Here is a 21,286-nt window from a genome sequence, read left to right as displayed (position 1 = left end):
TTTTTTCTCATCGTGTCATGCATAGTCGGTGTGCTGCGCGGGGAATTTGCACAACGATATTTTTCGATTGAGCAATATCGGCCCGGCGAGCGTCTACAGTAGGACATAAGGGTCGGCGCGACTGCGGATCGCGCAAAGGTCTGGCCGCCGACTATAAGAAGTGGAGGTGGGTGTCTTGTCCTTCGACAAACCCCGCGAGAAACGCAGGAAACAGCGGGCTTTGAGCAGTACGACCCGGACACTGGCAAATATTGCTGGCCGACGTACGGCACTTTTTGGCGCTCGGGCTAGTCTTAGCGTGGATCGCGGTGACGGACGTCACTTCACCTGTCTACGCTATCCTTGTGCGAGACTCACGCAGGAATCCAGCGCAATATGAATGTCCTGATCGTTGATGACGAACCACTGGCTCGCGAGCGCCTCAGCCGTATGGTGAGCGAGCTCGAGGGTTATACAGTCCTGGAGCCCAGCGCCACGAATGGCGAAGAGGCGTTGGCACTAATCGACAGCCACAAGCCGGATATCGTGCTGCTCGATATCCGCATGCCAGGCCTCGATGGCCTGCAGGTTGCTGCCCGTCTGTGCGAGCGAGAAACACCGCCCGCCGTGGTGTTTTTCACCAGTCCCGATGAATTTGCCGTGGAAGCCCTGCAGGCCAGCGCCGTGGGCTATGTGGTGAAACCCGTGCGAACCGAACACCTGCATGACGCCCTGAAACGGGCTGAACGTCCCAATCGGGCGCAACTCTCGGCCCTGACCCGCCCCGCTGCCGAAAGTGGCACCGGCCCGCGCAGCCACATCAGTGCCCGCACCCGTAAAGGCATCGAACTGATCCCGCTGGATCAGGTGGTCTATTTCATTGCCGACCACAAATACGTGACCTTGCGCCACGAAGGCGGCGAAGTGCTGCTGGACGAGCCGCTCAAAGCCCTCGAAGACGAATTTGGCGAGCGCTTCGTGCGCATCCACCGCAACGCGCTGGTCGCCCGCGACCGCATCGAGCGTCTGCAACGCACGCCGCTGGGGCATTTCCAGCTATTCCTCAAAGGCCTCAATGGCGATGCGCTGATTGTCAGTCGCCGGCATGTGGCGGGTGTGCGCAAAATGATGCAGGGTCTTTAACCCGGTCTTTTTCGGGGGCTCATTTTTCTCGTTAGCGGGCATTGCAGGCCAGGGAGGCCGCGCCGTTTCTGATTCAAGTCAAAGTGGATTTGGCTGAGCTGTTATTATCCGCCGTATCTATTCAGTACGGATTGATCCATGTCCTCTCGCGAAATCCGCATCGCCACCCGTAAAAGTGCGCTGGCCCTCTGGCAGGCCGAATACGTCAAAGCCCGTCTGGAAGCGGCCCATCCCGGTTTGCTGGTGACACTGGTGCCCATGGTCAGTCGCGGCGACAAGCTGCTCGATTCGCCGCTGTCGAAAATCGGCGGCAAGGGCCTGTTCGTCAAGGAACTGGAAACCGCGCTGCTGGAAAACGAAGCCGACATTGCCGTCCACTCGATGAAAGATGTACCGATGGACTTCCCTGAAGGCCTTGGTCTGTTCTGCATCTGTGAGCGCGAAGATCCGCGTGATGCCTTCGTTTCCAATACTTATCCAAGCCTTGAGGCGCTACCTGCCGGCAGCATCGTCGGCACGTCGAGCCTGCGCCGTCAGGCGCAGCTGCTGACCCGCCGCCCTGACCTTGAAATCCGTTTCCTGCGCGGCAACGTCAACACTCGTCTGGCCAAGCTGGATGCCGGCGAGTACGACGCGATCATTCTCGCGGCCGCCGGTTTGATCCGCCTCGGTTTCGAGGATCGCATCACCTCGGCAATCAGTGTCGATGACAGCCTGCCCGCCGGTGGCCAGGGCGCGGTCGGTATCGAGTGCCGTAGCGCTGACAGCGAAATCCACGCTCTGCTGGAACCGCTGCATCATGCTGATACCACTTCGCGGGTTACCGCTGAACGGGCCCTCAACAAACATTTGAATGGCGGCTGCCAGGTGCCGATCGCCTGCTACGCCGTGCTTGAAGGCGAGCAATTGTGGTTGCGTGGTCTGGTGGGCGAGCCGAGTGGCGGCCGCTTGATCAGCGCCGAAGCGCGGGCCCCTCGTGCCGATGCTGAAGCATTGGGTGTGAGAGTCGCTGAAGATCTGCTCGCCCAAGGTGCCGAAGAGATTCTCAAAGCAGTCTACGGCGAGGCAGGTCACGAGTGACTGGCTGGCGCCTGCTGCTGACGCGCCCTGCGGATGATTGTGCGGCGCTTGCAGAGACGTTGGCCGGGCAGGGGATTTTCGGTAGTTGTCTGCCGCTTTTGGAAATTGCCCCGCTGCCGGTCTCTGAGAACATACGTCTGGCGATGGCGCGACTGCCCGATTGCAGCGCAGTGATTGTGGTCAGTAAGCCAGCGGCGCGTATTGCGCTGGAGCTGCTTTATGCCCAAGGGGCGCAGTCGTTGACGATGCCGTGGTTCAGTGTCGGTGCGGCAACGGCGCAGATTCTTCAGGAGCGCGGCCTCGACGTACATTGTCCGGCCGATGGCGATGACAGCGAAGCGTTGCTGCAATTGCCGCGTCTGCGTGAAGCCGTCGCCCAGCCGAATTCGCAGGTGTTGATCCTGCGCGGCGAGGGCGGCCGCGAACTGCTTGCCGAGCGTCTGCGTGAGCTTGGTGCTAGTGTCGAGTATCTGGAATTGTATCGACGCGAGCTGCCGGCCTATGCAGCGCAAATACTGCCGCAGCGGATCGCAGCGGAACGCTTGAACGGGCTGGTGGTCAGCAGTGGACAGGGTTTCGAGCACCTGCGCCAAATGGCCGGCGATGCCTGGCCGTCGATTGCGCGGTTGCCGTTGTTTGTTCCAAGCCCAAGAGTCGCCGAGCTGGCACGTGCCGCCGGGGCTCAAACAGTTGTGGATTGCCGCGGCGCGAGTGCCGCGGCTTTGCTGACGGCGTTACGGGAGCATCCCGTACCCGTTTTCTAATGCAAAGGATGGATACGTGAGCGAAACAGCCTTGCCAAAAGATGACGTCCAGCCTGTGATTGATTCACAAGTTGAAACTCCACCGCCGGCCCAAGAGCCGCGCCGAGGCAATGGCCTGGCCATCGTCGCCCTGTTGCTCGGTGCGGCCGGGGTCGCGATTGGTGGCTGGGGAGTCTGGCAGGTGCGACACCTGCAAACCAACACTCAGCAACAGTCGGGTCAGGTGCAGGCGTTGAACGATCAGGCGCAGAGCCTGAAGCTCAACGAGCAACGTCTGACCGAACGTCTCGCGCAGTTGCCCGGTGCCGATGAACTTGCCGAGCGCCAGCGTCTCGTGTCGCAACTTCAGGGTGATCAGCAGCGCCTCAATCAACGTCTGGAAACCGTCCTCGGCGCCAGCCGCAAGGACTGGCGTCTGGCCGAGGCCGAGCATTTGCTGCGTCTGGCCAGCCTGCGCCTTTCCGCGTTGCAGGACATCAGCAGCGCCCAGGCACTGGTGCAGGGTGCCGACGAAATCCTCCGCGAACAGAACGATCCCGGCTCCTTTGCCGCCCGCGAGCAAGTGGCCAAAACCCTGGTTGCGCTGCGCAGCACCGAGCAGCCGGATCGCACCGGGTTGTTCCTGCGGTTAGGGGCCTTGCGTGATCAGGTCATCGAACTCACCGAACTGGCGCCGGAATACAAGGATCGTGGCGAATCGCTGCTGGGCCTGACCGCCGATGGTGACGGCGCCAGTCGCTGGGCGCAGTGGTGGGATCAGGTTTCGCACTACATCCGTATCGATTTCAACGCTGGCAAGAATGTGAAACCGCTGTTGGCCGGGCAGAGTTTGAGCCAGGTGCGTCTGGCCCTGAGCCTCGCGCTGGAGCAGGCACAATGGGCGGCCCTCAATGGTCAGGCGGCGGTGTACACCCAGGCACTGGCCGAGGCGCGTGACGTGCTCAAAGGCAACTTCAACCCGGACAATCCGCAAAGCAAAGTGATGCTGGAACAGGTCGGCGAGCTGAGCAAGGAACCGGTCTCGGTCAAGACGCCGGATCTGACCGGCACCCTGAGTGCGGTGCAAGCCTATCTCGAGCGGCGTAACGTCAACGCAGAAGAATCGGTGAAACCGTTCGCCAAACCTGCCGCCAACACCGCGCAGGAGGCCACGCCATGAAGCGCCTCTATGTGATCGTGTTTCTGGTGATTGCAGCGACAGCGGCGCTGGGCCTGGCGATTGCCGAGCATTCCGGTTACGTGTTGGTCGCTTACAAGTCTTTCCGTTACGAGTCGAGCCTGTGGGCGACTCTGGCGCTGATCGCAGTGTTGTGGCTGCTGGTCTGGGGCATCAAGGCTCTGATCGAATTGGTGATGGCGTCCAGCGGCGTGGTCAATCCATGGTCGCGGCGCAACCGCAGCCGTCGGGTGCAGGTGGCGATCGAACACGGCCAACTGGATCTGGCCGAAGGTCGTTGGGCCAGTGCCCAGCGTCATTTGTATCGGGCCGCTGAAGCCGAGCGCCAGCCGCTGCTGTACTACCTCGGCGCTGCCCGTGCGGCGAACGAGCAGGGTAATTACGAAGAGTCCGATCGTTTGCTTGAGCGTGCGCTGGAGCGCCAGCCTCAGGCTGAGCTGGCCATCGCCTTGAACCACGCACAGTTGCAGACCGACCGTGGCGACACCGACGGCGCATTGGTGACATTGCAGGCGATGCACGAGCGTCATCCTCATAACGTGCAGACGCTGCGTCAGTTGCAGCGTTTGTATCAACAGCGCGGCGAATGGTCGGCGGTGATTCGTCTGCTGCCGGAGTTGCGCAAGGATAAAGTCTTGCCGCCCGCCGAACTGGCTGAGCTTGAGCGTCGCGCCTGGGGTGAAAACCTGTCGCTGGCCGCGCAGCGCGAAGAGGACGGCGCGGTTGGTTTGCAGTCGCTGACTCGCGCCTGGCAACAGCTCACCTCGGCGCAACGTCAGGAGCCGCCGCTGGTGCTGGCTTATGCCGAACAGCTGCGTCAGTTGGGCGCCCAGGTCGAGGCGGAAGAAGTGCTGCGCACGGCCCTCAAGCGCAAGTACGACAGCCATCTGGCGCGCCTGTATGGCCTGGTGCGCGGGAGTGATCCGGCGCGTCAGTTGCAAACCGCCGAGGGCTGGCTCAAGGATCATCCGAACGATCCGAGTCTGCTGCTGACCCTGGGCCGTCTATGCCTGCAATCCAGTCTGTGGGGCAAGGCCCGGGATTATCTGGAAAGCAGCCTGCGTGTGCAGCGCAATCCGGAAGCCTGTGCGGAACTGGCGCGCTTGCTCGCACAGCTTGGCGATACCGAACGCAGCAATCAGCTGTTCCAGGAAGGCCTCGGCCTGCTCGATGAGCGCCTGTTGGCCGCGCCACTGCCGGCTCTGGCTCGCGTCTGAATTGGCGAGGGAGGTAGCTCCCTCGCACACCTTTGCCGAGCGAAAATTCACCTTCAGTGAGCCTTTAGGGCAAAGTCCTACAGCGAGCTACGCCGAATCCTCTCGACGCTGTCGGGTTTTCCCTACACCTCTGGTGAACTGTCGGCAGGGCCTTGCCTTGAAAGGCTGACACGCTTTCCTCTACCGTAACCATCTGTCTCTACTGTTACGGAAAAGCCATGTCGTTGGCCTGCTCACGCTCCTTGTTCTTCATGGCTTTCACTGCGAGTGCCTTTGCTCTGGGAGCTTCCTATTATCTTGAATACGCGGTGGGTCTGACGCCGTGCAGCTTGTGTCTGGTGCAGCGGCTGTTCCTCACGTTGCTGTGTGTTTGCTGTGGTCTGGCGTCGGTACATGGCCCCAAGCGTGTCGGCCTGTGGCTTTACTGGTTGTCTGCACTGGGCGCGAGTCTGGGCGGTATCACGGCGGCCTGGCGGCAGATCTTGATCCAGAGTGATCCGGTGCTGCAACTGATCCATTGTGCGCCGACCTCGGAGGCGCTGTTCAGCGGAAAGTCGTGGATCTGTGCGTTGCAAAAGATGTTTAACGGCGGCAATGACTGCGCGCAAATCTCCTGGACATTGTTTGACCTGACTATCCCGGAGTGGAGCCTGTTGTTCTTTGTCGCGGTGTCGATTCTTGCCGTGTATCAATTGTTGAGAATGGGCTGGAGTGCTCTACAGCGACCGCTCAGCGGCGAAGCGTCGCACCATGAGCTGCTGCGGGATTAAACACTTGTATGAACTTTATCTCCTGCGTACCTTGAAGCCATAGGCGTGCGGGCATAATCTGGCCCGCACGTGTCATTGGATTTATGTTGCTCGATGACACTCTGCCCGACCGTCCCCCATGCCAAAACCTAAAGCGGGACGCGGGTGTAGAGCAGCATGACCCACAAGGGAAGAGAGATCGCCATGCTCGAAAGTTGTCAGAATGCTCAGGAACGTTGGGGTGGAGTTCATCTGCTGATCGACCGCTGGCTCCAGGAACGCAAGGAGCTGATCGATGCCTACGATAATCTCGGCGCGGAGCCTCAGACCCTGTCCGAGAGCCGCAAGCCCTTGCAGGAATTCTGCGGCGTGCTGGTTGATTACGTATCGGCGGGGCACTTCGAAATCTATGAACAGCTGACGGGCGAAGCCAAGGCCTTCAACGACAAGCGTGGACTGGAACTCGCCGAGACGATTTATCCGCGCATCGACGTCATCACCGAAAAGCTTCTCGCGTTCAACGATCTTTGCGATGAAGGCAAATGCGTTGTCGAGAAATTCAAAGAGCTCGGCGGCCTGCTTCACGAGCGCTTCGAACTCGAAGATTGCCTGATTGAAGTGCTGCATACGGCGCACAAGGAAGAAGATTCAGTTCAGGCCTGATTGGCTTTGCTCAACAAAAAACGGTGCGCCTCAAGCGCACCGTTTTTTTATGCCTGATCAACTCGTCGCGCCGCGCAATTCGACTTCAAATACCAGCGGCGTGAATGGCGCGATCAAGTCCCCGGCACCGTCGGCGCCATAAGCCTGATCCGATGGAATCACCAGTCGCCATTTCGCTCCCACCGGCATGTTTTGCAGTGCGGTGCGCCAACCGGCAATCACGCTGTCGAGGTTGAACCACTGCGGCTGACTGTTCTGATCGAACACGGTGCCGTCCGGCAAGCGACCGATATACAGCACCTGCACTTTTCCATCGGGCCCGGCCTTGGTGCCCGTGCCAGGTGCAAGCTCGGTAAGCAGGATGCCGTCAGCCAGTTCCTTTACTCCCGGTTTGGCTTTTTCCGCAGTGAGGAAACGTTGTTCGTTTTCCATCGCGGCCTCGCTCGAAGGCTGCGCGTTGTGTTCGGCATTTTGCGATTCGTGATCGGCCAGAATCTGTTCGATCCGCGCTTCGCTCAGGGCCAGCGGCTTGCCTTGATAAGCCTGCTGCAAGCCATCAATCAGTGCCTGAATCTGCAATTGCGGGACTTCCTGGCGTAGCCGTTCACCGAGGCTGGCACCCAGGCTATAGGCCAGATCATGAGCGTCGTTCGCGGTGGTTTTTTCGTCGGCGTGGGCGCTGGAAAAAATCATGCAGAGGGATAAAAAAAGGTAGCGCGACATGGGCACTCTCCGTCCTGAGATGCGGTGGATTATGCCAGCGCGAACGTCTGCAACGGTGAACTGCTTTTGACTGCGGGCAGAACATTTTCACCCCGGTGCAACGCAACGCAATTGATACTGTCAAGATGACCTAGCGGCGGTAGCAGCAGAGGTCTAGTATGAGCCGCACTCACGTCAGCCAGGAGGTAAACCATGTCGGCCACCAAGAAGCCTGTAAATACTCCGTTGCACTTACTCCAACAACTCTCGGGCAGCTTGCTCGAGCATTTGGAAAACGCTTGCTCGCAAGCCTTGGCTGATGCTGAAAAACTGCTCGCCAAACTTGAAAAGCAACGTGGCAAGGCGCAAGAAAAACTGCACAAGTCCCGCACCAAATTGCAGGACGCAGCTGCCGCCGGTAAAGCCAAGGCTCAGACCAAAGCCAAAGGCGCAGTGAAAGAACTGGAAGAACTGCTTGATGCCTTGAAGGATCGCCAATCTGATACCCGCAGCTACATTCTGCAACTCAAGCGCGATGCTCAGGAAAGCCTGAAACTGGCCCAGGGTGTTGGTCGCGTGCAAGAAGCCGTGGGCAAAGTGTTGACCTCCCGTGCCGCTAAACCTGCATCGGCACCGGCGAAGAAAGCCGCAGCGAAACCTGCTGTTGCCAAGGCACCGGCGAAAACCGCCGCTGCCAAACCTGCTGCGAAAGCCGCCGCAAAACCGGCTGCCAAAGCACCTGTAAAAACGGCTGCGAAAACTGCGGCGAAAAAACCGGCTGCTGCGGCGAGCGCTGCGAAACCGGCAACTAAAACCACCGCTGCCAAACCAGCCGCACGCAAAACTGCTGCTGCCAAACCAGCCGCGGCCAAAGCTGCTCCAGCGAAAACCGCAGCGGCAAAACCTGCGGCCCGGACTGCAGTGAAACCTGCCGCTAAAACTGCCGCTGCGAAACCTGCAGCCAAATCGACCGCCAAACCTGTTGCTGCTAAACCAGCAGCAAAACCAGCGGCGAAAGTTGCTGCAAAACCGGCCGCCAAGCCAGCTGCGAAACCAGCAGTGAAAGCCGCCGCCAAGCCGGCAGCCAAGTCAGCCGCGAAACCAGCTGCCGCTGCTAAGCCGGCAACTGCCGCCGCCAAGCCTGCCGCCGCTAAACCTGCAGCCAAGCCAGCGGCAAAACCTGCCGCTAAGCCTGCCGCGAAAAAACCAGTGGCCGCCAAGCCAGCCGCTGCCAAACCGGCTACCGCGCAAGCTGCCAAGCCTGCCGCACCGGCAACCCCGGCTGCGCCAGCTGCACCTGCCGCCGCCACTACCTCGACCACTTCGACTGCGCCATCGCCAGCCGCTGCGTCGAGCATCAGCAGCAACCCGACCAGCGCTTCCTAAGTGCTGATCGCCGCGACGCGCAGCACTTGCAGCGCGTCGCGGTTCAGGTTGGCCGCCGAGCCAGCCAGCGCCTCCAGCCAGCCGATTGATCCAGCTGCGTTCCGCCCCCACACCTGAGCAATGCCCTCCAGCCGCGACAGCAACGCGCGTTCGGCTTCCAGCTCCAGCGCTTTGACTTGTTCGCGTATACCCTTCAACACCACATCATCCAAAGCCCGCGCTTTCCATTGCATGCGCAGGGTTCGCAGCGGCTGCACAACCTCGATGTCCCAAGGCCCGGTCAGCGCCTGAAGCTGCCCCGCACGCTGTTCATCACAGCTCGCGCCGCGTTGCTCCAGCCACAAACCGCACAGCAACAGGCACACATTGACCCCCGCCGTTTGCAGTTGCAGGCATGCGTCTTCCACGCCCGGACGGGCGTAGGTGGCAAGGGCAAAGCTCCACAGGTCAGAGGACATCGTGCTACTCGCGCTAGTTGTGAGCGAAGCTGGTAGACTCCGCCGCCATTATGATCCGACTTCAGAACCTGACTTTACAGCGTGGCCCGCAACGTCTGCTAGAAGACGCCGAGCTGACCCTGCACGCCGGCCACAAAGCTGGCCTCATCGGTGCCAACGGCGCCGGCAAATCCAGCCTGTTTGCCTTGCTGCGCGGCGAATTGCACCCGGACTCGGGCGATTGCCTGCTGCCGGCCGACTGGCGGATCGCACACATGCGCCAAGAGGTCGACACGCTCGAACGCCTTGCGGTCGACTATGTGCTCGATGGCGACCTGCGTCTACGCGAGGTGCAACGTGACCTCGCCGTGGCCGAGGAAGCGCATGACGGTGTTGCCCTGGCGCGTCTGCACGTCGAACTCGACAGCGCCGACGGCTACACCGCCGACGCCCGTGCCCGCAAGTTGCTGGCCGGTCTGGGCTTCACCAACGAACAGATGGATCGGCAGGTCGGAGATTTCTCCGGTGGCTGGCGGATGCGTCTGAACCTGGCGCAGGCATTGATGTGCCCGTCGGATCTGTTGTTGCTCGACGAACCGACCAACCACTTGGACCTCGACGCCATCATCTGGCTTGAGGACTGGCTGAAAAGTTACGCCGGCACCTTGCTGCTGATTTCCCACGACCGCGATTTCCTCGACGAAGTCGTCGATCACGTCGCCCATGTCGATCAGCGCAAAATCACCCTGTATCGCGGCGGCTACACCGCGTTCGAACGTGCCCGTGCCGAACGTCTGGCCCAGCAGCAACAAGCCTACGAGAAGCAGCAGGCGCAGCGTGCGCACATGGAAAGCTACATCGCCCGCTTCAAGGCGCAAGCGACCAAGGCCCGTCAGGCGCAGAGCCGAATCAAGGCGCTGGAGCGCATGGAAGAGCTGTCGGCGGCCCACGTCGATTCGCCGTTCGATTTCGTGTTCCGCGAGTCGAGCAAGATCTCCAGCACGCTGATCGATCTGTCCGATGCGAACCTGGGCTACGGCGATCGAACCGTGCTGGAGAAGGTCAAGCTGCAACTGACCCCTGGCGCGCGCATCGGTTTGCTCGGCCCTAACGGTGCGGGTAAATCGACACTGATCAAAAACCTCGCCGGCGAGCTCGAACCGCTGTCCGGGCGACTGACCCGGGGCGAGAACACCGTGGTCGGTTACTTCGCCCAGCATCAACTCGACTCTCTGGACGCCAAGGCCAGCCCGTTGCTGCACTTGCAGCGTCTGGCGCCGACCGAGCGTGAACAAGCGTTGCGCGACTTCCTCGGCGGTTTCGACTTCCGTGGTGCGCGGCTCGATGAGCCTGTGCTGAATTTCTCCGGTGGCGAAAAGGCGCGTCTGGCCCTGGCATTGATCGCCTGGGAGCGGCCAAACCTGTTGCTGCTCGACGAACCGACCAACCACCTCGACCTGGAAATGCGCCTGGCGCTGACCATGGCGTTGCAGGAATTCAGCGGCGCGGTTCTGGTGGTGTCTCACGATCGGCACTTGCTCAAGAGCACCACCGACAACTTCTATCTGGTTGCCGATGGCAAGGTTGAAGAGTTCGATGGCGACCTCGAAGACTATGCTCGTTGGCTGGTGGAATACCGTCAGCGCAATGCGCCGGTCAGTAACACCCCGGTCAACCCGGATAAAACCGACAAGAAGGCTCAGCGTCAGGCTGCTGCTGCGTTGCGTCAGCAACTGGCGCCGCACAAGCGTGAGGCCGACAAGCTCGAAGCCGAATTGGGCAAGCTTCACGAGAAGCTGGCCAAGGTTGACGCCAGCCTCGGCGACAGCGACATCTACGAGCCGGCGCGCAAGAACGAATTGCGTGATTTGCTGGCCGAGCAAGCGAAATTGAAAGTGCGCGAAGGCGAGCTGGAAGAGGCGTGGATGGAAGCGCTGGAGACGCTGGAAAGCATGCAAGCGGAGTTGGAGGCGCTGTCCTGATGGAAGCGTTCAAGCTGCCGCTGCCGGCGATGTGGGTCGAGCCGATCTGGCTCGGCGTGCAGATTCTGCTGATCCTGCTGGCCGGTTATCTGGCCCAGCGCTTCGTGGCCAAATGTCTGACCCGTCTGGGCGAACGCTATCCGTTTCCGCCGCAACTGCTGATGCCGCTGCGTGGTGTGCTGCGCTGGCTGATCATGGGCAGCGCGGTGATCTTTGTACTGCAGCGCCTCGGCGTGTCGGCCACTGTGTTGTGGACGGCGCTGTCGGGTTTCGTCGCGGTGGCGGCGGTGGCGTTTTTCGCCATGTGGAGCGTGCTGTCGAACCTGCTCTGCGCGATTCTGATTTTCACCGTTGGCCCGTTTCGGTTGGGCGATGTGGTCGAACTGGTCGACACCACCGACAAGCCTGGGGTTAAAGGCCGGGTGGTGGCGATCAATCTGCTCTACACCACGTTGATCGAGGCTGAGGAGTTGGGCACCGGTAGCGCGATGGTCCAGGTGCCGAACAGCCTGTTCTTCCAGCGTTCGGTACGACGTTGGCGGGGGACTGATGTGTTTCCTTCGAGCGGATTCGAGAAGTAGCGTTTAAAGCAGGATCCTTTGTTTTGGGTTTTCTGTAGTCCCCTTTTCCTACAAAAAATCGATAGTCAGCGGCGCCAAGTCGCATTAGCTTAGACGTCTGTCACGAGTCAAAGTCGAGGTGTGCGATGGAGCTTGAAACATGGCTGGCATTTTTTGCCGCCTGCTGGTTGATCAGTCTTTCTCCGGGCGCTGGCGCCATTGCGTCGATGTCCAGCGGTCTGCAATACGGGTTCTGGCGTGGTTACTGGAACGCGCTGGGTTTGCAATTGGGGCTGGCCCTGCAAATCGCGATTGTCGGCGCCGGTGTCGGCGCGATCCTCGCGGCTTCCGCTACCGCCTTCTATGCCATCAAATGGTTCGGCGTCGCCTATCTCGTCTACCTCGGGATCAAGCAATGGCGCGCACTGCCCAGCGACATGAGCGATGACGCGGCCATTCGCCCGATTGGCAAGCCGTTGGTTCTGGTCTTCCGTGGTTTCCTGGTCAATATGAGTAACCCCAAGGCCTTGATCTTCATGCTGGCGGTGCTGCCGCAGTTCATCAATCCCCACGCGCCGCTGCTGATCCAGTATCTGGTGATCGGCGCGACGATGGTGTTTGTCGACCTGATTGTCATGGCTGGCTACACCGGACTGGCGTCCAAAGTTCTGCGAGCGTTGCGCACGCCCAAGCAGCAGAAACGCATGAACCGCACGTTTGCCGGGTTGTTCATTGGCGCCGCAGCGTTCATGGCGACGTTGCGCAAAGCGGCGGTCTAAACCGACAGACACAAAAAAGGCGACCCCATGAGGTCGCCTTTTTTATTGCTCTGTGTCGCACTTACGTGTGATGAGGGGTTTATCCCCGATGGACTGCGCAGCAGGCCCCTGCTTTTTAATTAAAAGCGGGGCCGCTTCGCGACCCATCGGGGATAAATCCCCTCGCCACAAGAGCCCTCAGTCCATACTCAGCGCAAAATCACCGGCGCCGTATCGCGCGGCAGATTGTTGCGCTGCTGCGGCTCGCGCGGCTGCTCGTAACCGCCACCACCGAGTTGTTGGCTCAGTTGCCCGGCCACGTCCTCGCCCAGCGCCTTCGATACCTCGCGCACCACCCGTGGGCGGTTCAGCGAGATCTTGATGTCGCGGCCGTTCACCAGTTTGGTGTCCTGCGCTTCACCCATTGCCGTGAAGGCCGAAGTGATTTCGAAGGTCTTGGTGTTGATCAGGCTGAAATCCGCCACCAACGTCAGGCCCAGTACCGCCGAATAGCTGTCGGTGTGCGCCAGCTCGTTCATGTCCTGGGTGAAGTCGATGTCCGACACGGTGCCGAACAGCACGTAGTCGGCGCCCTTGAAGTTGCCGGCCTTGATCCGCTTGATCACGTCGTAGATGTCACCCTTGGACGATGCGGTGTACGGCGTACCCTGCACCAGCTGGAACATGCCGGTGCGCAGGATTTCACCCTTGATGTCGCCGGTGAACTTGCGCAGCTCGGTCTGCTCGATGTAGCTGGTGGTGGCTTCGATCTCGTTATAGCTCGAAGAACCACTGGCACTGTAGTAACCCTCACGATAATTGCTCTGCGCCGAAACGATGTGGATGTATTGCTCCACACGTTCCTGATACGCCAGATCCGTCACCGCGACTTTCGGGGCCGCTTGCGCGCCAAACGCGCAAGCCAGGGCCATGATGCCAATCCATGTGCGCATCGATTAACGCTCCGTGGTTTTGCGGATCTCTTTTTCGTCCATCCACTCGGCCAGACCGCTTTCAACGTCGATCAATTGCAGGCTGAATTTGTAGAAGACGTCCTTGTAATCGCTGCTGCGCTTGACGATCGAGCTGATCGAGCCTTCGATGCGGTACTTGGCAGCCACCATGTTGCCGGTCTTGGCCACGGTGCTCTTCTTGTACAGGCCGCTCTGGTTTTGCAGCTTGAGCTGGTCAACCTGGCTCTGCATCGCGTTGTTGTCGCTGGCGAAGCGGGCAACGCCGGTCTTCATCAACTGAGTCTTGATGCTGGTGGTGATTTCGCGGGTATCGATGTACTCGCTGGTCTTGTTCTTCACGTCGTAGACCTGAACCACCGGACGGCCCTGCAGAATGCCGGACTGAGCCAGCGAGCGGGTCATCGACTCGGCGATCATTTGCAGGTCGGTCGAACCGAACTCGTTGGTGACGGTTTCAACAGCCTTGGTGTCGCCGTAGCTGATGTTCTTGCTGCCCAAGGTCGGCGAGGTGTTGGCGCAACCGGAGGCCAGCAGGGCGATAACGGCGATGCAGGAAAAGCGTACAAACATGTCAGTGCTCTCTAAAACAGGAATAGGGTGGCGGGCTTAAGGCGTCTTGATTTCCAGACGGAAGTCCACGGCTTTAGGCGTCGGGGCGATCGCCTGAATGAAGCTGGTCTGGGCGCCGTACATCATTTGGCTTTTCCAGACTTCTTCTTCAGCAACCGGGAAACCTTCCGCGCCGAGCCAGGCGAAGCGGTAGTAGAAAATCTTGTTGCTGTTGAGGGTGTTGCTCAACTGCACGTTGACAGTCATGAAGCCGTTTTCGCGGGCGACCCGCATGGCGCCGACCACGATGTGTTTCTGCGGGCCCATGGCCACGACTTTGCTCGCGGCGCTGCCCGGCTCAGGAGGTGGCGGGGTGGCGCAGCCGCTGGCCAGCAAGGCGAGGGCGGCGACGGCGATGAGTTTGAAGCGCATGCAAAGACTCCGTTCTTAAGGTTGTTTGAGGCTGGCGACGTTGGTCGCACTGGCGCTCGGGATCACGTGGGCGGCGATACCGCCAGCGAATACCTGATTGCCTACGGCGCGCAGGCTGATCACCTGATAACGCTGATCGACGGTGACCTTGACCACCGACCCGCCCACGGCGCTCGGCAGAGTGACTTGGTGTTCACCTTTCTTCAAGCGCAGACGCACTACCTGGGTGTTGTCCGGCAGGGTGCGCCACGTACGGGTATCGGCACCTTCGAGCACGGCTGAAGAAATACCTACCGCCAGACCGGCCAGTGGGTTGGTTTCGTTGATCTGCTTCTGCGCGACACCTTTGGTGATCGCGCGCACGGTGGTGCGCAGGATGATGCCGGGCATGTCATCACGCAGGGCGCGACGGGACATGGCGGTGGTGCTGTTGAGGGCAGTCAGGTTGACTTGCTGGCCATCGACACCGATCTGCGCGAACGGCGCGGTGGAGGTGTCGGCCTTGATGATCGGGAACGACAGCGGTGTGATCACCACGTTGTTGGAAATCGGCAATGGCAGTGGCACGCGGATCGAATCGCGCGCTGGCGCCAGACCGCTTTGCACCACGATCAGGATGTCGCTGTCATCGCTCTTGCTCGGCTTGTCGAGGTTGACGAGTGCCTGTTCCAGCAGCGGCGTGTTCGGGCGCAGTTCGACAGCCTTGCGGTAGCCCGGTGCAGCCAGATCTTTCTCGCCCAGGGCTTCGTAGACGAAACCGGCCAGATAATGGCTGAACGCACTCTGGTAGCTGTTTTTCAGGCTGACCACTTCCGGTGCGTCGAGGCTGGCGACCGGATAGCCTTGCAGATCCTTGTACTGAGTCTTGACGCCTTCTTTCTCGGCCTCTTCCTCGCTTTTGAGGTACTCCTTGTCACGCAGGTCGGCGATCACTGCTTCACGCTCGTGAGTGCGTTTGATCGCGGTGCGCGCGCCGTCGAAGTCGTTGACCGCCAGCAGGTTCAGGGCCATCTGCGTGGTCAGCATGACTTTTTCATAGTCGTAGCCTTCGTAGCGGCGAACCTTGTCGTTGACCACGAAGCTGCCGAACTGGGCGAGGTATTTGCCGGTGTCGAGCTTGACCGAATCTTCCCACTGACCGACGACTTTGTCAGCGCTGGTCCAGGCATTCTGGCTGCCCGACAGATCGCCCTTGGCGCGCAGCAACTCACCTTTCTCGAAGTAATAGAGCAGGTCTTTGTCGGGGCTGGTGTTGTTCTTTTCCAGCAGGGTCAGCGCGGCATCGACATTGCCGGAAGCCAGTTGCTGGTTGGTCTGTGCCAGTTCGGAATCGTAGTTGCGAAACGCTGAACAGCCGGACAGCAGAGTGACAGCGCTGAGGGCGATCAGAGTGGGAGCGCGGAATGCCATGGGGGTACTTCTTCCATGAGTAACGACAGCCTCGTGTGCGGGTCGGGCTGGTGGGACCGATCGACAGTGGCACTGGCCTCCTGCCAATTCCTCATAACAAGAGGAGCTTTTATGCCGTTTCGCCTTAGCGAGGGCGCGGCATTATAGGCGCGCAGTGATGGCTATGTAATAGCTTTTTAATTGCGCGGAATAGTTACGTGCCATTACTTGGTCGGCACATACCCGTTACCGACAAGGTTGGCGATGTCGCCCAGCGCACGCAGGTAGACCAACTGGTGATCGCGGTCGATACGCCAGGCGAGCGGCGGCGCTCCCGGGACATTCGGGGCGCTGAACAGATGCTCGCCCTTTTTCAGACGGACTCGTGCGACCAGTGTCTTGTCCGGCAACGTGCGCCAGGTTCGGGTGTCGGCCTCTTCGAAAGGATCGTGCTGGGTGACCACCAGCGAGGCTTTGGCCGGATTGCGTTCGTTTTCCTGAGCCTGGGATATCGCGGCCATGTTCGCGCGAAACATCGCCCGGGAAATGATCGCCGGCATGTCATCGCGCAACGTACGAAACGCCATGTCGGTGACACTGTTGACGACGGTCAGGGGGCGTTTTCGGCCATCCACCACGATGTGGTCGAACGCGGGTGTAACGGTGTCCGGCACCATAATCGGCAGGGAGATCGGTGCGACGATCACCAGGTTTTCATTCAGCCGTACCGGGATCGGCACGCTCACCGAACTGCGGGCCGGTGCCAGGCCCGTCTGGACGACGATCAGGACATCACTTTCATCCGCTTTGGCGGGCGACTTGTCGAGATTGCGCAGCGCCTGCTGGAGAAAAGCCAGGTCCGGGCGCAATTCGATCGCCTGCCGATAGCCCGGGGCGGCCAGGTCCCGTTCGCCCAGTGCTTCATAGGTGAAACCGGCCAGATAGTGGCTGAACGCGCTCTGGTAGCCGTTTTTCAATTCGATCACCGCCGGGGCATCCAGCGTGGTGACCGGATAACCTTGCAGATCCTTGTATTGCACCTTGATGCCCTGAGCGCCGGCCTGCGCTTCGAGTTCTTCGTATTGGCGTTCTCGCTGGCGGGCAATCAGCGCTTCACGTTCGTGGGTTTTCTTGATGTCGGCCCGGGCGCCGTCGAAATCACTCTCGGCCAGTTGGTTGAGAGCCATCTGCGTGGTCAGCATGACTTTTTCGTAGTCGTAGCCTTCGTAGCGACTCAGCTTGTCGTTGACCAGCATGGTGCCCATTTCATAGGCGAACCGGTTGAGCAGCTTGCTGGCGCCGGAGGGGACGGCCTCTTCGCGCTGGAAGACCATTTGGTCGGCGCTGCGCCAAGCGGTCTGGCTCTGCGGCAGCACGTTGGCGAAGCTGAAAATCGCGCCTTTTTCGAAGTAATAGAGCAGATCCTTGTCTTCCCACGGGTTGTTCCAATTCAGCAGATCCAGCGCGCCCTGAAAGTTGCCGCGCATCAACTGGTCATTGGTCTGCTGCATTTCCTGATCGTAATTGCGGTAAGCGGCGCATCCACTCAGGTGCAGGACGGCGATTAGTAGCACTGAAGACAGCAGATATCGACGCATGGGCAGCGGTTCTTCCTTGAGCTCAAAGGGCGTAGCGCGCCGGCATTATAGGGATGAGTGTTGGCGTTGAGCAGAGGTTGGCGCCGCGCAAATCTGCGAGAAAGCTTGAGTGAATCGGTTTCGAAGTGAACAATATGTAACTTCGTATTACCATTTGAGACTCATTCATGACTGCCTCGTCCCGATTCCTGGCCTGGCTGGTGTTCCCGTTGTTCGCCCTGAGCAGCTCCAACCTGCTGGCCGATACCGTGGAAGGCGCGCCGCAAGCGCTGCACCTGCTTGATTACATCAGCGCTGACTACCCGCCAACGGTAGCCGCGGGCAAAGTCATGGATGACTCCGAATACCGCGAACAGCTGGAATTCACCCAAGCGCTGCAAGGCTTGATCGCCAACCTGCCGGCCAAGCCCGGAAAAGCTGCGCTGGAGCAGGGCGTCGCTGCGTTGCATGCAGCCATCAGTGCCAAGCAGGACGGCGCCGAAGTGGCCCGTCAGGCACGGCAACTGGGTGCAAAACTGGCGGTGGCGTATGAAGTGAGCCAGGCGCCGATCATCACCCCGGACCCGATCCGTGGTGCGCCGCTCTATGCGCAGAATTGCTCGGTGTGCCACGGCGACACAGGCGCCGGTGACGGCCCGGCAGGTGTCGGACTGACGCCTGCGCCCGCCAATCTGCGTGATGCGGTGCGCATGGATCACCTGAGCCTGTACGCGATCTACAGCACTCTCGGCCAAGGCGTCGAAGGCACCGACATGCCGGCGTTTGCCGATCAGCTCGATGATCGCCAGCGTTGGGATCTGGCCACTTACATCGCTGGGTTCAGTGCCGATGCAGCGGCGGCCAAATCCGAAAAGAGTTACAACATCGCAGATCTGGCGCGCCAGACACCGACGGAAGTGCAGGCCGCCGAAGGCGCGCAAGCCGCCGCGACCTTCCGCGCCCAGCGTGCGCAGCCGCCGCAGGTCAAACGTGGCCCCGCGCAGTTGCTCGACTACACCGCTGCGACGCTGGACAAGAGCCTCGCGGCCTACCGCGCGGGTGAGCACGATCAGGCCTACGACCTGTCGGTGGCGGCGTACCTGGAAGGGTTCGAGCTGGTCGAGAGTTCGCTGGATAACGTCGACGCCAACGTACGCAAGGACACCGAAAAATCCCTGATGGCCTATCGGCAGTCGTTGCAGGATGGCCTGCCGGTTGCCCAAGCCGAGCAGCGTCTGGATGCGGCCAAGGCGAAGCTGAAAGAGTCCGCCGGGTTGCTCGGCAGCGATGGTTTGAGCTGGTCGTTGAGCTACATCTCCGGCCTGCTTATTTTGCTGCGTGAAGGTCTTGAAGCGATTCTGGTGCTGGCAGCGATCCTCGCGTTCCTGCGCAACACCGGCCAGCAGTCGGCCGTGCGCAGCGTCAACGTCGGTTGGGGCCTGGCGTTGCTGGCCGGCCTCGCCACCTGGGCGCTGGCGGCGTACGTGATCGACGTCAGCGGCTCGCAGCGCGAATTGCTCGAAGGCGCCACGGCGCTGTTCGCCAGCGTGATGGTGCTGTGGCTGGGCGTGTGGATGCACGACCGTCGGCACGCCGCCGCCTGGCAGGATTACATCAAAAGCAGTCTGGTTGGCGGCGGCGGGCGTTTCGGCTTCGCGATACTGGCGTTCTTCTCGGTGTACCGCGAGCTGTTCGAAGTGATCCTGTTCTACGAAACCCTCTGGTTGCAGGCCGGTCCTGCCGGGCACAACGCCGTGTTGGCCGGCGGCGCGACTGCGCTGGTGCTGCTGGTCGGGCTTGCATGGGTGATCTTGCGCGGTTCGGCGAAACTGCCGCTGACGCTGTTCTTCAGCATCAACGCGGCGCTGCTGTGTGCGCTGTCGGTGGTGTTTGCCGGGCATGGCGTCAAGGCGCTGCAAGAAGCCGGGATCTTCGGCACACGGCCAGTGCCGTTCTTCGATTTCGATTGGCTGGGGATTCACGCCGACGCGTATTCGCTGGCGGCGCAGGCAGTGGCGATTCTGGCGATTGTTGTGTTGTATGGGCGTAGTTGGGTGGCGGAGAAGAAGCGGGTTTCTGCTGCTTGATTGTGTGATCCTGAAAAGATCGCAGCCTGCGGCAGCTCCTACAGGGGATTGAGGTGATCACACTGTTTGTGACCACCGAAAACCCTGTAGGCGCTGCCGAAGGCTGCGATCTTTTGCTTTTAAGAGGTAAACAAAATGCGTGTATGGATCGATGCCGACGCCTGTCCGCGGGCGGCGAAGGATCTGGTGGTGAAGTTTGCCCTCAAGCGACAGTACGAAGTGGTGCTGGTGGCCGGGCAGCCGCAGATCAAGCCGGGGCTGGCCATCGTCAAGTTGATCGTGGTGCCGAGCGGCCCGGATGCGGCGGACGATTATCTGGTCGAGCACGCGGTGCCCGGTGAACTGGTGATTTGCAGCGATATTCCGCTGGCCGATCGGCTAGTGAAGAAGGGCGTGGCAGCGCTGGATCCGCGTGGCAAGGAGTTCGACGAGAAGAACATGGGTGACCGGTTGGCAGTACGCAACCTGTTCACCGATCTGCGCGAACAGGGCCAGATGAGCGGCGGCCCTGCGCCATTCGGTGACCGCGAGAAACAGGCGTTTGCCAATGCGCTGGACCGCATCCTGACTCGCCTTACTCGCAAACCGTGATTCAACGCGGATCCTGTGGTGAGGGGATTTATCCCCGATGGACTGCGCAGCAGGCCCCGGCGTTTCAGTAAAAAAACAGGGCCGCTTCGCAGCCCATCGGGGATAAATCCCCTCGCCACAAAAGCTTGGCAGCAAGACCGGGTCAGGCGTCGTTCTCGTGAGTCAATTCGAGCACACGGTCGACCAGTTTGTTGATCCCCGAAGCCGCTTCGCTGATGTTCTGCGCCAGCATATACGCCGGGGTTGTCACCAGTTTGCGCGCCTTGTCTTCGATGATGTCGGTCACGGCGCAGTCTTCGTGGGTCGCGCCCATCTTGTTCATCGCCGTGGCGGTGTCGGCATCGTTGCCGATGGTGCAGGTTACGCCCGGGCCGTAGATTTTCGCCGCGAGTGCCGGCGAGATGCAGATCAGCCCCACCGGTTTGCCCGCTTCGGCAAACGCTTCGGCCAAGGCCAGCACGTCTGGCTGCACCGTGCAGCCGGCGCCTTCGATGGCGAAGTTCGAGAGGTTCTTCGCCGCGCCAAAACCGCCGGGCACGATCAGCGCATCGAAGTCTTCGACGTCGGCTTCGCGGATGTCCTTGATGTTGCCGCGAGCAATGCGCGCCGATTCCACCAGCACGTTGCGCGACTCGGGCATTTCTTCGCCAGTCAGGTGATTGATCACATGCAATTGCGAGATGTTCGGGGCGAAACACTGCACCTGCGCGCCGCGTTGATCGAGGCGCAGCAGGGTAATGACGCTTTCATGGATCTCGGCGCCGTCGTAAACGCCACTGCCGGACAGGATCACTGCAACTTTTTTGCTCATGGTTTTCTCTCCAGATTCATAGCGCTAAATGTCCACTAATTTATCGCGCGTTGCCATAGGGTTTATGGGTGGCGACCCCTACGGTCAGTCTCAGGACTCACGCCGTCCAATCATCGGACACAGCATGCACGGAGCGCTCTCTACATGGATCGCAACGACGGCGGGGTGTTCATTATTTGGGGCGACTGTTCGACTCGTGCCAGGAAGAGGGCGACGATGAACTGATGATTTCGGGGGACCACACTGCTGTGCGCAGTGTGGGATGGCGAGCGCCGCCCG

Annotated in this window: 21 protein-coding genes and 2 pseudogenes; 15 read left to right on the top strand and 8 right to left on the bottom strand. The window is 60.5% G+C overall.

Going from position 1 to position 21,286, the window contains the following annotated elements:
* Positions 1 to 238: 238 nt before the first annotated feature.
* From ICA15_RS28610 to ICA15_RS12280, 8 genes and pseudogenes are all read left to right on the top strand, one after another.
* A pseudogene (locus ICA15_RS28610) lies at positions 239 to 379 on the top strand (sensor histidine kinase); the annotation flags it as partial.
* Positions 376 to 1,122, top strand: a complete 747-nt coding sequence (locus tag ICA15_RS12310) for a LytR/AlgR family response regulator transcription factor (RefSeq protein WP_042561707.1) — start codon at positions 376 to 378, stop codon at positions 1,120 to 1,122. The pseudogene ICA15_RS28610 and the gene ICA15_RS12310, both read left to right, overlap by 4 nt.
* Before the next feature lie 138 nt (positions 1,123 to 1,260).
* On the top strand, positions 1,261 to 2,202 hold the full coding sequence (gene hemC / locus ICA15_RS12305) for a hydroxymethylbilane synthase (protein WP_210553396.1): 942 nt from the start codon (positions 1,261 to 1,263) through the stop codon (positions 2,200 to 2,202).
* Entirely contained in the window at positions 2,199 to 2,966 is a 768-nt protein-coding gene (locus ICA15_RS12300; protein ID WP_210553397.1) for a uroporphyrinogen-III synthase, read from the top strand. The genes hemC and ICA15_RS12300 overlap by 4 nt, the downstream gene beginning before the upstream one ends.
* Before the next feature lie 16 nt (positions 2,967 to 2,982).
* Positions 2,983 to 4,125 carry a uroporphyrinogen-III C-methyltransferase gene (locus ICA15_RS12295; protein ID WP_210553398.1) on the top strand — a complete coding sequence of 381 codons (1,143 nt, stop codon included), beginning with the start codon at positions 2,983 to 2,985 and terminating at the stop codon, positions 4,123 to 4,125.
* Positions 4,122 to 5,360 carry a heme biosynthesis protein HemY gene (locus ICA15_RS12290; RefSeq protein WP_150604791.1) on the top strand — a complete coding sequence of 413 codons (1,239 nt, stop codon included), beginning with the start codon at positions 4,122 to 4,124 and terminating at the stop codon, positions 5,358 to 5,360. The genes ICA15_RS12295 and ICA15_RS12290 overlap by 4 nt, the downstream gene beginning before the upstream one ends.
* Positions 5,361 to 5,578: 218 nt before the next feature.
* Positions 5,579 to 6,130, top strand: a complete 552-nt coding sequence (locus ICA15_RS12285; protein ID WP_210553399.1) for a disulfide bond formation protein B — start codon at positions 5,579 to 5,581, stop codon at positions 6,128 to 6,130.
* 183 nt (positions 6,131 to 6,313) lie between these two features.
* On the top strand, positions 6,314 to 6,772 hold the full coding sequence (locus ICA15_RS12280) for an Rsd/AlgQ family anti-sigma factor (RefSeq protein ID WP_042561701.1): 459 nt from the start codon (positions 6,314 to 6,316) through the stop codon (positions 6,770 to 6,772).
* A gap of 57 nt (positions 6,773 to 6,829) precedes the next feature.
* On the opposite strand, the gene ICA15_RS12275 is transcribed toward ICA15_RS12280, so the two are convergent.
* Complete coding sequence (locus ICA15_RS12275) at positions 6,830 to 7,495, bottom strand: FKBP-type peptidyl-prolyl cis-trans isomerase (RefSeq protein WP_150604789.1); 666 nt, start codon at positions 7,493 to 7,495, stop codon at positions 6,830 to 6,832.
* A 192-nt stretch (positions 7,496 to 7,687) separates the two neighbouring features.
* Here ICA15_RS12275 and ICA15_RS12270 point away from each other — a divergent pair, with 192 nt between their 5' ends.
* Complete coding sequence (locus tag ICA15_RS12270; protein WP_210553400.1) at positions 7,688 to 8,860, top strand: AlgP family protein; 1,173 nt, start codon at positions 7,688 to 7,690, stop codon at positions 8,858 to 8,860.
* Here the strand turns inward: ICA15_RS12270 and ICA15_RS12265 are convergent.
* Positions 8,857 to 9,318 carry a TIGR02444 family protein gene (locus ICA15_RS12265; RefSeq protein ID WP_210553401.1) on the bottom strand — a complete coding sequence of 154 codons (462 nt, stop codon included), beginning with the start codon at positions 9,316 to 9,318 and terminating at the stop codon, positions 8,857 to 8,859. The two genes, ICA15_RS12270 and ICA15_RS12265, sit on opposite strands and share 4 nt — an antisense overlap.
* Before the next feature lie 50 nt (positions 9,319 to 9,368).
* Between ICA15_RS12265 and ICA15_RS12260 the strand changes: the two genes are divergently transcribed.
* From ICA15_RS12260 to rhtB, 3 genes are all read left to right on the top strand, one after another.
* Positions 9,369 to 11,279 (top strand): ATP-binding cassette domain-containing protein, encoded by a 1,911-nt coding sequence (locus ICA15_RS12260; RefSeq protein WP_150616827.1) that lies wholly within the window; start codon positions 9,369 to 9,371, stop codon positions 11,277 to 11,279.
* On the top strand, positions 11,279 to 11,860 hold the full coding sequence (locus tag ICA15_RS12255; RefSeq protein ID WP_150593492.1) for a mechanosensitive ion channel family protein: 582 nt from the start codon (positions 11,279 to 11,281) through the stop codon (positions 11,858 to 11,860). The genes ICA15_RS12260 and ICA15_RS12255 overlap by 1 nt, the downstream gene beginning before the upstream one ends.
* 125 nt (positions 11,861 to 11,985) lie before the next feature.
* The gene (rhtB, locus tag ICA15_RS12250) at positions 11,986 to 12,618 is read left to right on the top strand and encodes a homoserine/homoserine lactone efflux protein (RefSeq protein ID WP_210553402.1); all 633 of its coding nucleotides are present in this window, start codon (positions 11,986 to 11,988) and stop codon (positions 12,616 to 12,618) included.
* A gap of 188 nt (positions 12,619 to 12,806) precedes the next feature.
* Here rhtB and ICA15_RS12245 read toward each other — a convergent pair whose 3' ends face one another.
* The 5 genes from ICA15_RS12245 to ICA15_RS12225 all read right to left on the bottom strand — a co-directional run bounded on the left by ICA15_RS12245 (position 12,807) and on the right by ICA15_RS12225 (position 17,539).
* Positions 12,807 to 13,550: a penicillin-binding protein activator LpoB gene (locus ICA15_RS12245; RefSeq protein ID WP_210553403.1), complete on the bottom strand. Its 744-nt coding sequence runs from the start codon at positions 13,548 to 13,550 to the stop codon at positions 12,807 to 12,809.
* Between the two features lie 3 nt (positions 13,551 to 13,553).
* The gene (lpoB, locus tag ICA15_RS12240; RefSeq protein ID WP_007911129.1) at positions 13,554 to 14,141 is read right to left on the bottom strand and encodes a penicillin-binding protein activator LpoB; all 588 of its coding nucleotides are present in this window, start codon (positions 14,139 to 14,141) and stop codon (positions 13,554 to 13,556) included.
* A 36-nt stretch (positions 14,142 to 14,177) separates the two neighbouring features.
* Positions 14,178 to 14,552: a YcfL family protein gene (locus ICA15_RS12235; RefSeq protein ID WP_042561692.1), complete on the bottom strand. Its 375-nt coding sequence runs from the start codon at positions 14,550 to 14,552 to the stop codon at positions 14,178 to 14,180.
* A gap of 15 nt (positions 14,553 to 14,567) precedes the next feature.
* Positions 14,568 to 15,962 (bottom strand): COG3014 family protein, encoded by a 1,395-nt coding sequence (locus tag ICA15_RS12230; protein WP_150616824.1) that lies wholly within the window; start codon positions 15,960 to 15,962, stop codon positions 14,568 to 14,570.
* 203 nt (positions 15,963 to 16,165) lie between these two features.
* Positions 16,166 to 17,539: a COG3014 family protein gene (locus ICA15_RS12225; protein ID WP_150604781.1), complete on the bottom strand. Its 1,374-nt coding sequence runs from the start codon at positions 17,537 to 17,539 to the stop codon at positions 16,166 to 16,168.
* Between the two features lie 167 nt (positions 17,540 to 17,706).
* On the opposite strand from ICA15_RS12225, the gene ICA15_RS12220 reads away from it, so the two are divergent.
* Both ICA15_RS12220 and ICA15_RS12215 read left to right on the top strand, forming a co-directional pair.
* On the top strand, positions 17,707 to 19,605 hold the full coding sequence (locus tag ICA15_RS12220) for an FTR1 family protein (protein WP_210553404.1): 1,899 nt from the start codon (positions 17,707 to 17,709) through the stop codon (positions 19,603 to 19,605).
* A 135-nt stretch (positions 19,606 to 19,740) separates the two neighbouring features.
* A complete protein-coding gene (locus ICA15_RS12215; protein WP_150604779.1) occupies positions 19,741 to 20,196 on the top strand; it encodes a YaiI/YqxD family protein in 456 nt (151 codons plus the stop codon).
* Between the two features lie 142 nt (positions 20,197 to 20,338).
* Here the strand turns inward: ICA15_RS12215 and elbB are convergent, their stop codons facing one another.
* Complete coding sequence (gene elbB / locus ICA15_RS12210; protein WP_042561688.1) at positions 20,339 to 21,007, bottom strand: isoprenoid biosynthesis glyoxalase ElbB; 669 nt, start codon at positions 21,005 to 21,007, stop codon at positions 20,339 to 20,341.
* 96 nt (positions 21,008 to 21,103) lie between these two features.
* Between elbB and ICA15_RS28605 the strand changes: the two are divergent.
* A pseudogene (locus ICA15_RS28605) lies at positions 21,104 to 21,264 on the top strand (sterol desaturase family protein); the annotation flags it as partial.
* Between the last annotated feature and the right edge of the window lie 22 nt (positions 21,265 to 21,286).

The organism is Pseudomonas sp. P116 (assembly GCF_020149425.1).
GTDB lineage: Bacteria > Pseudomonadota > Gammaproteobacteria > Pseudomonadales > Pseudomonadaceae > Aquipseudomonas > Aquipseudomonas anatoliensis.
Note: the sequence above shows the minus strand (reverse complement) of the source record. Positions and strands in the feature narration are given on the sequence as shown.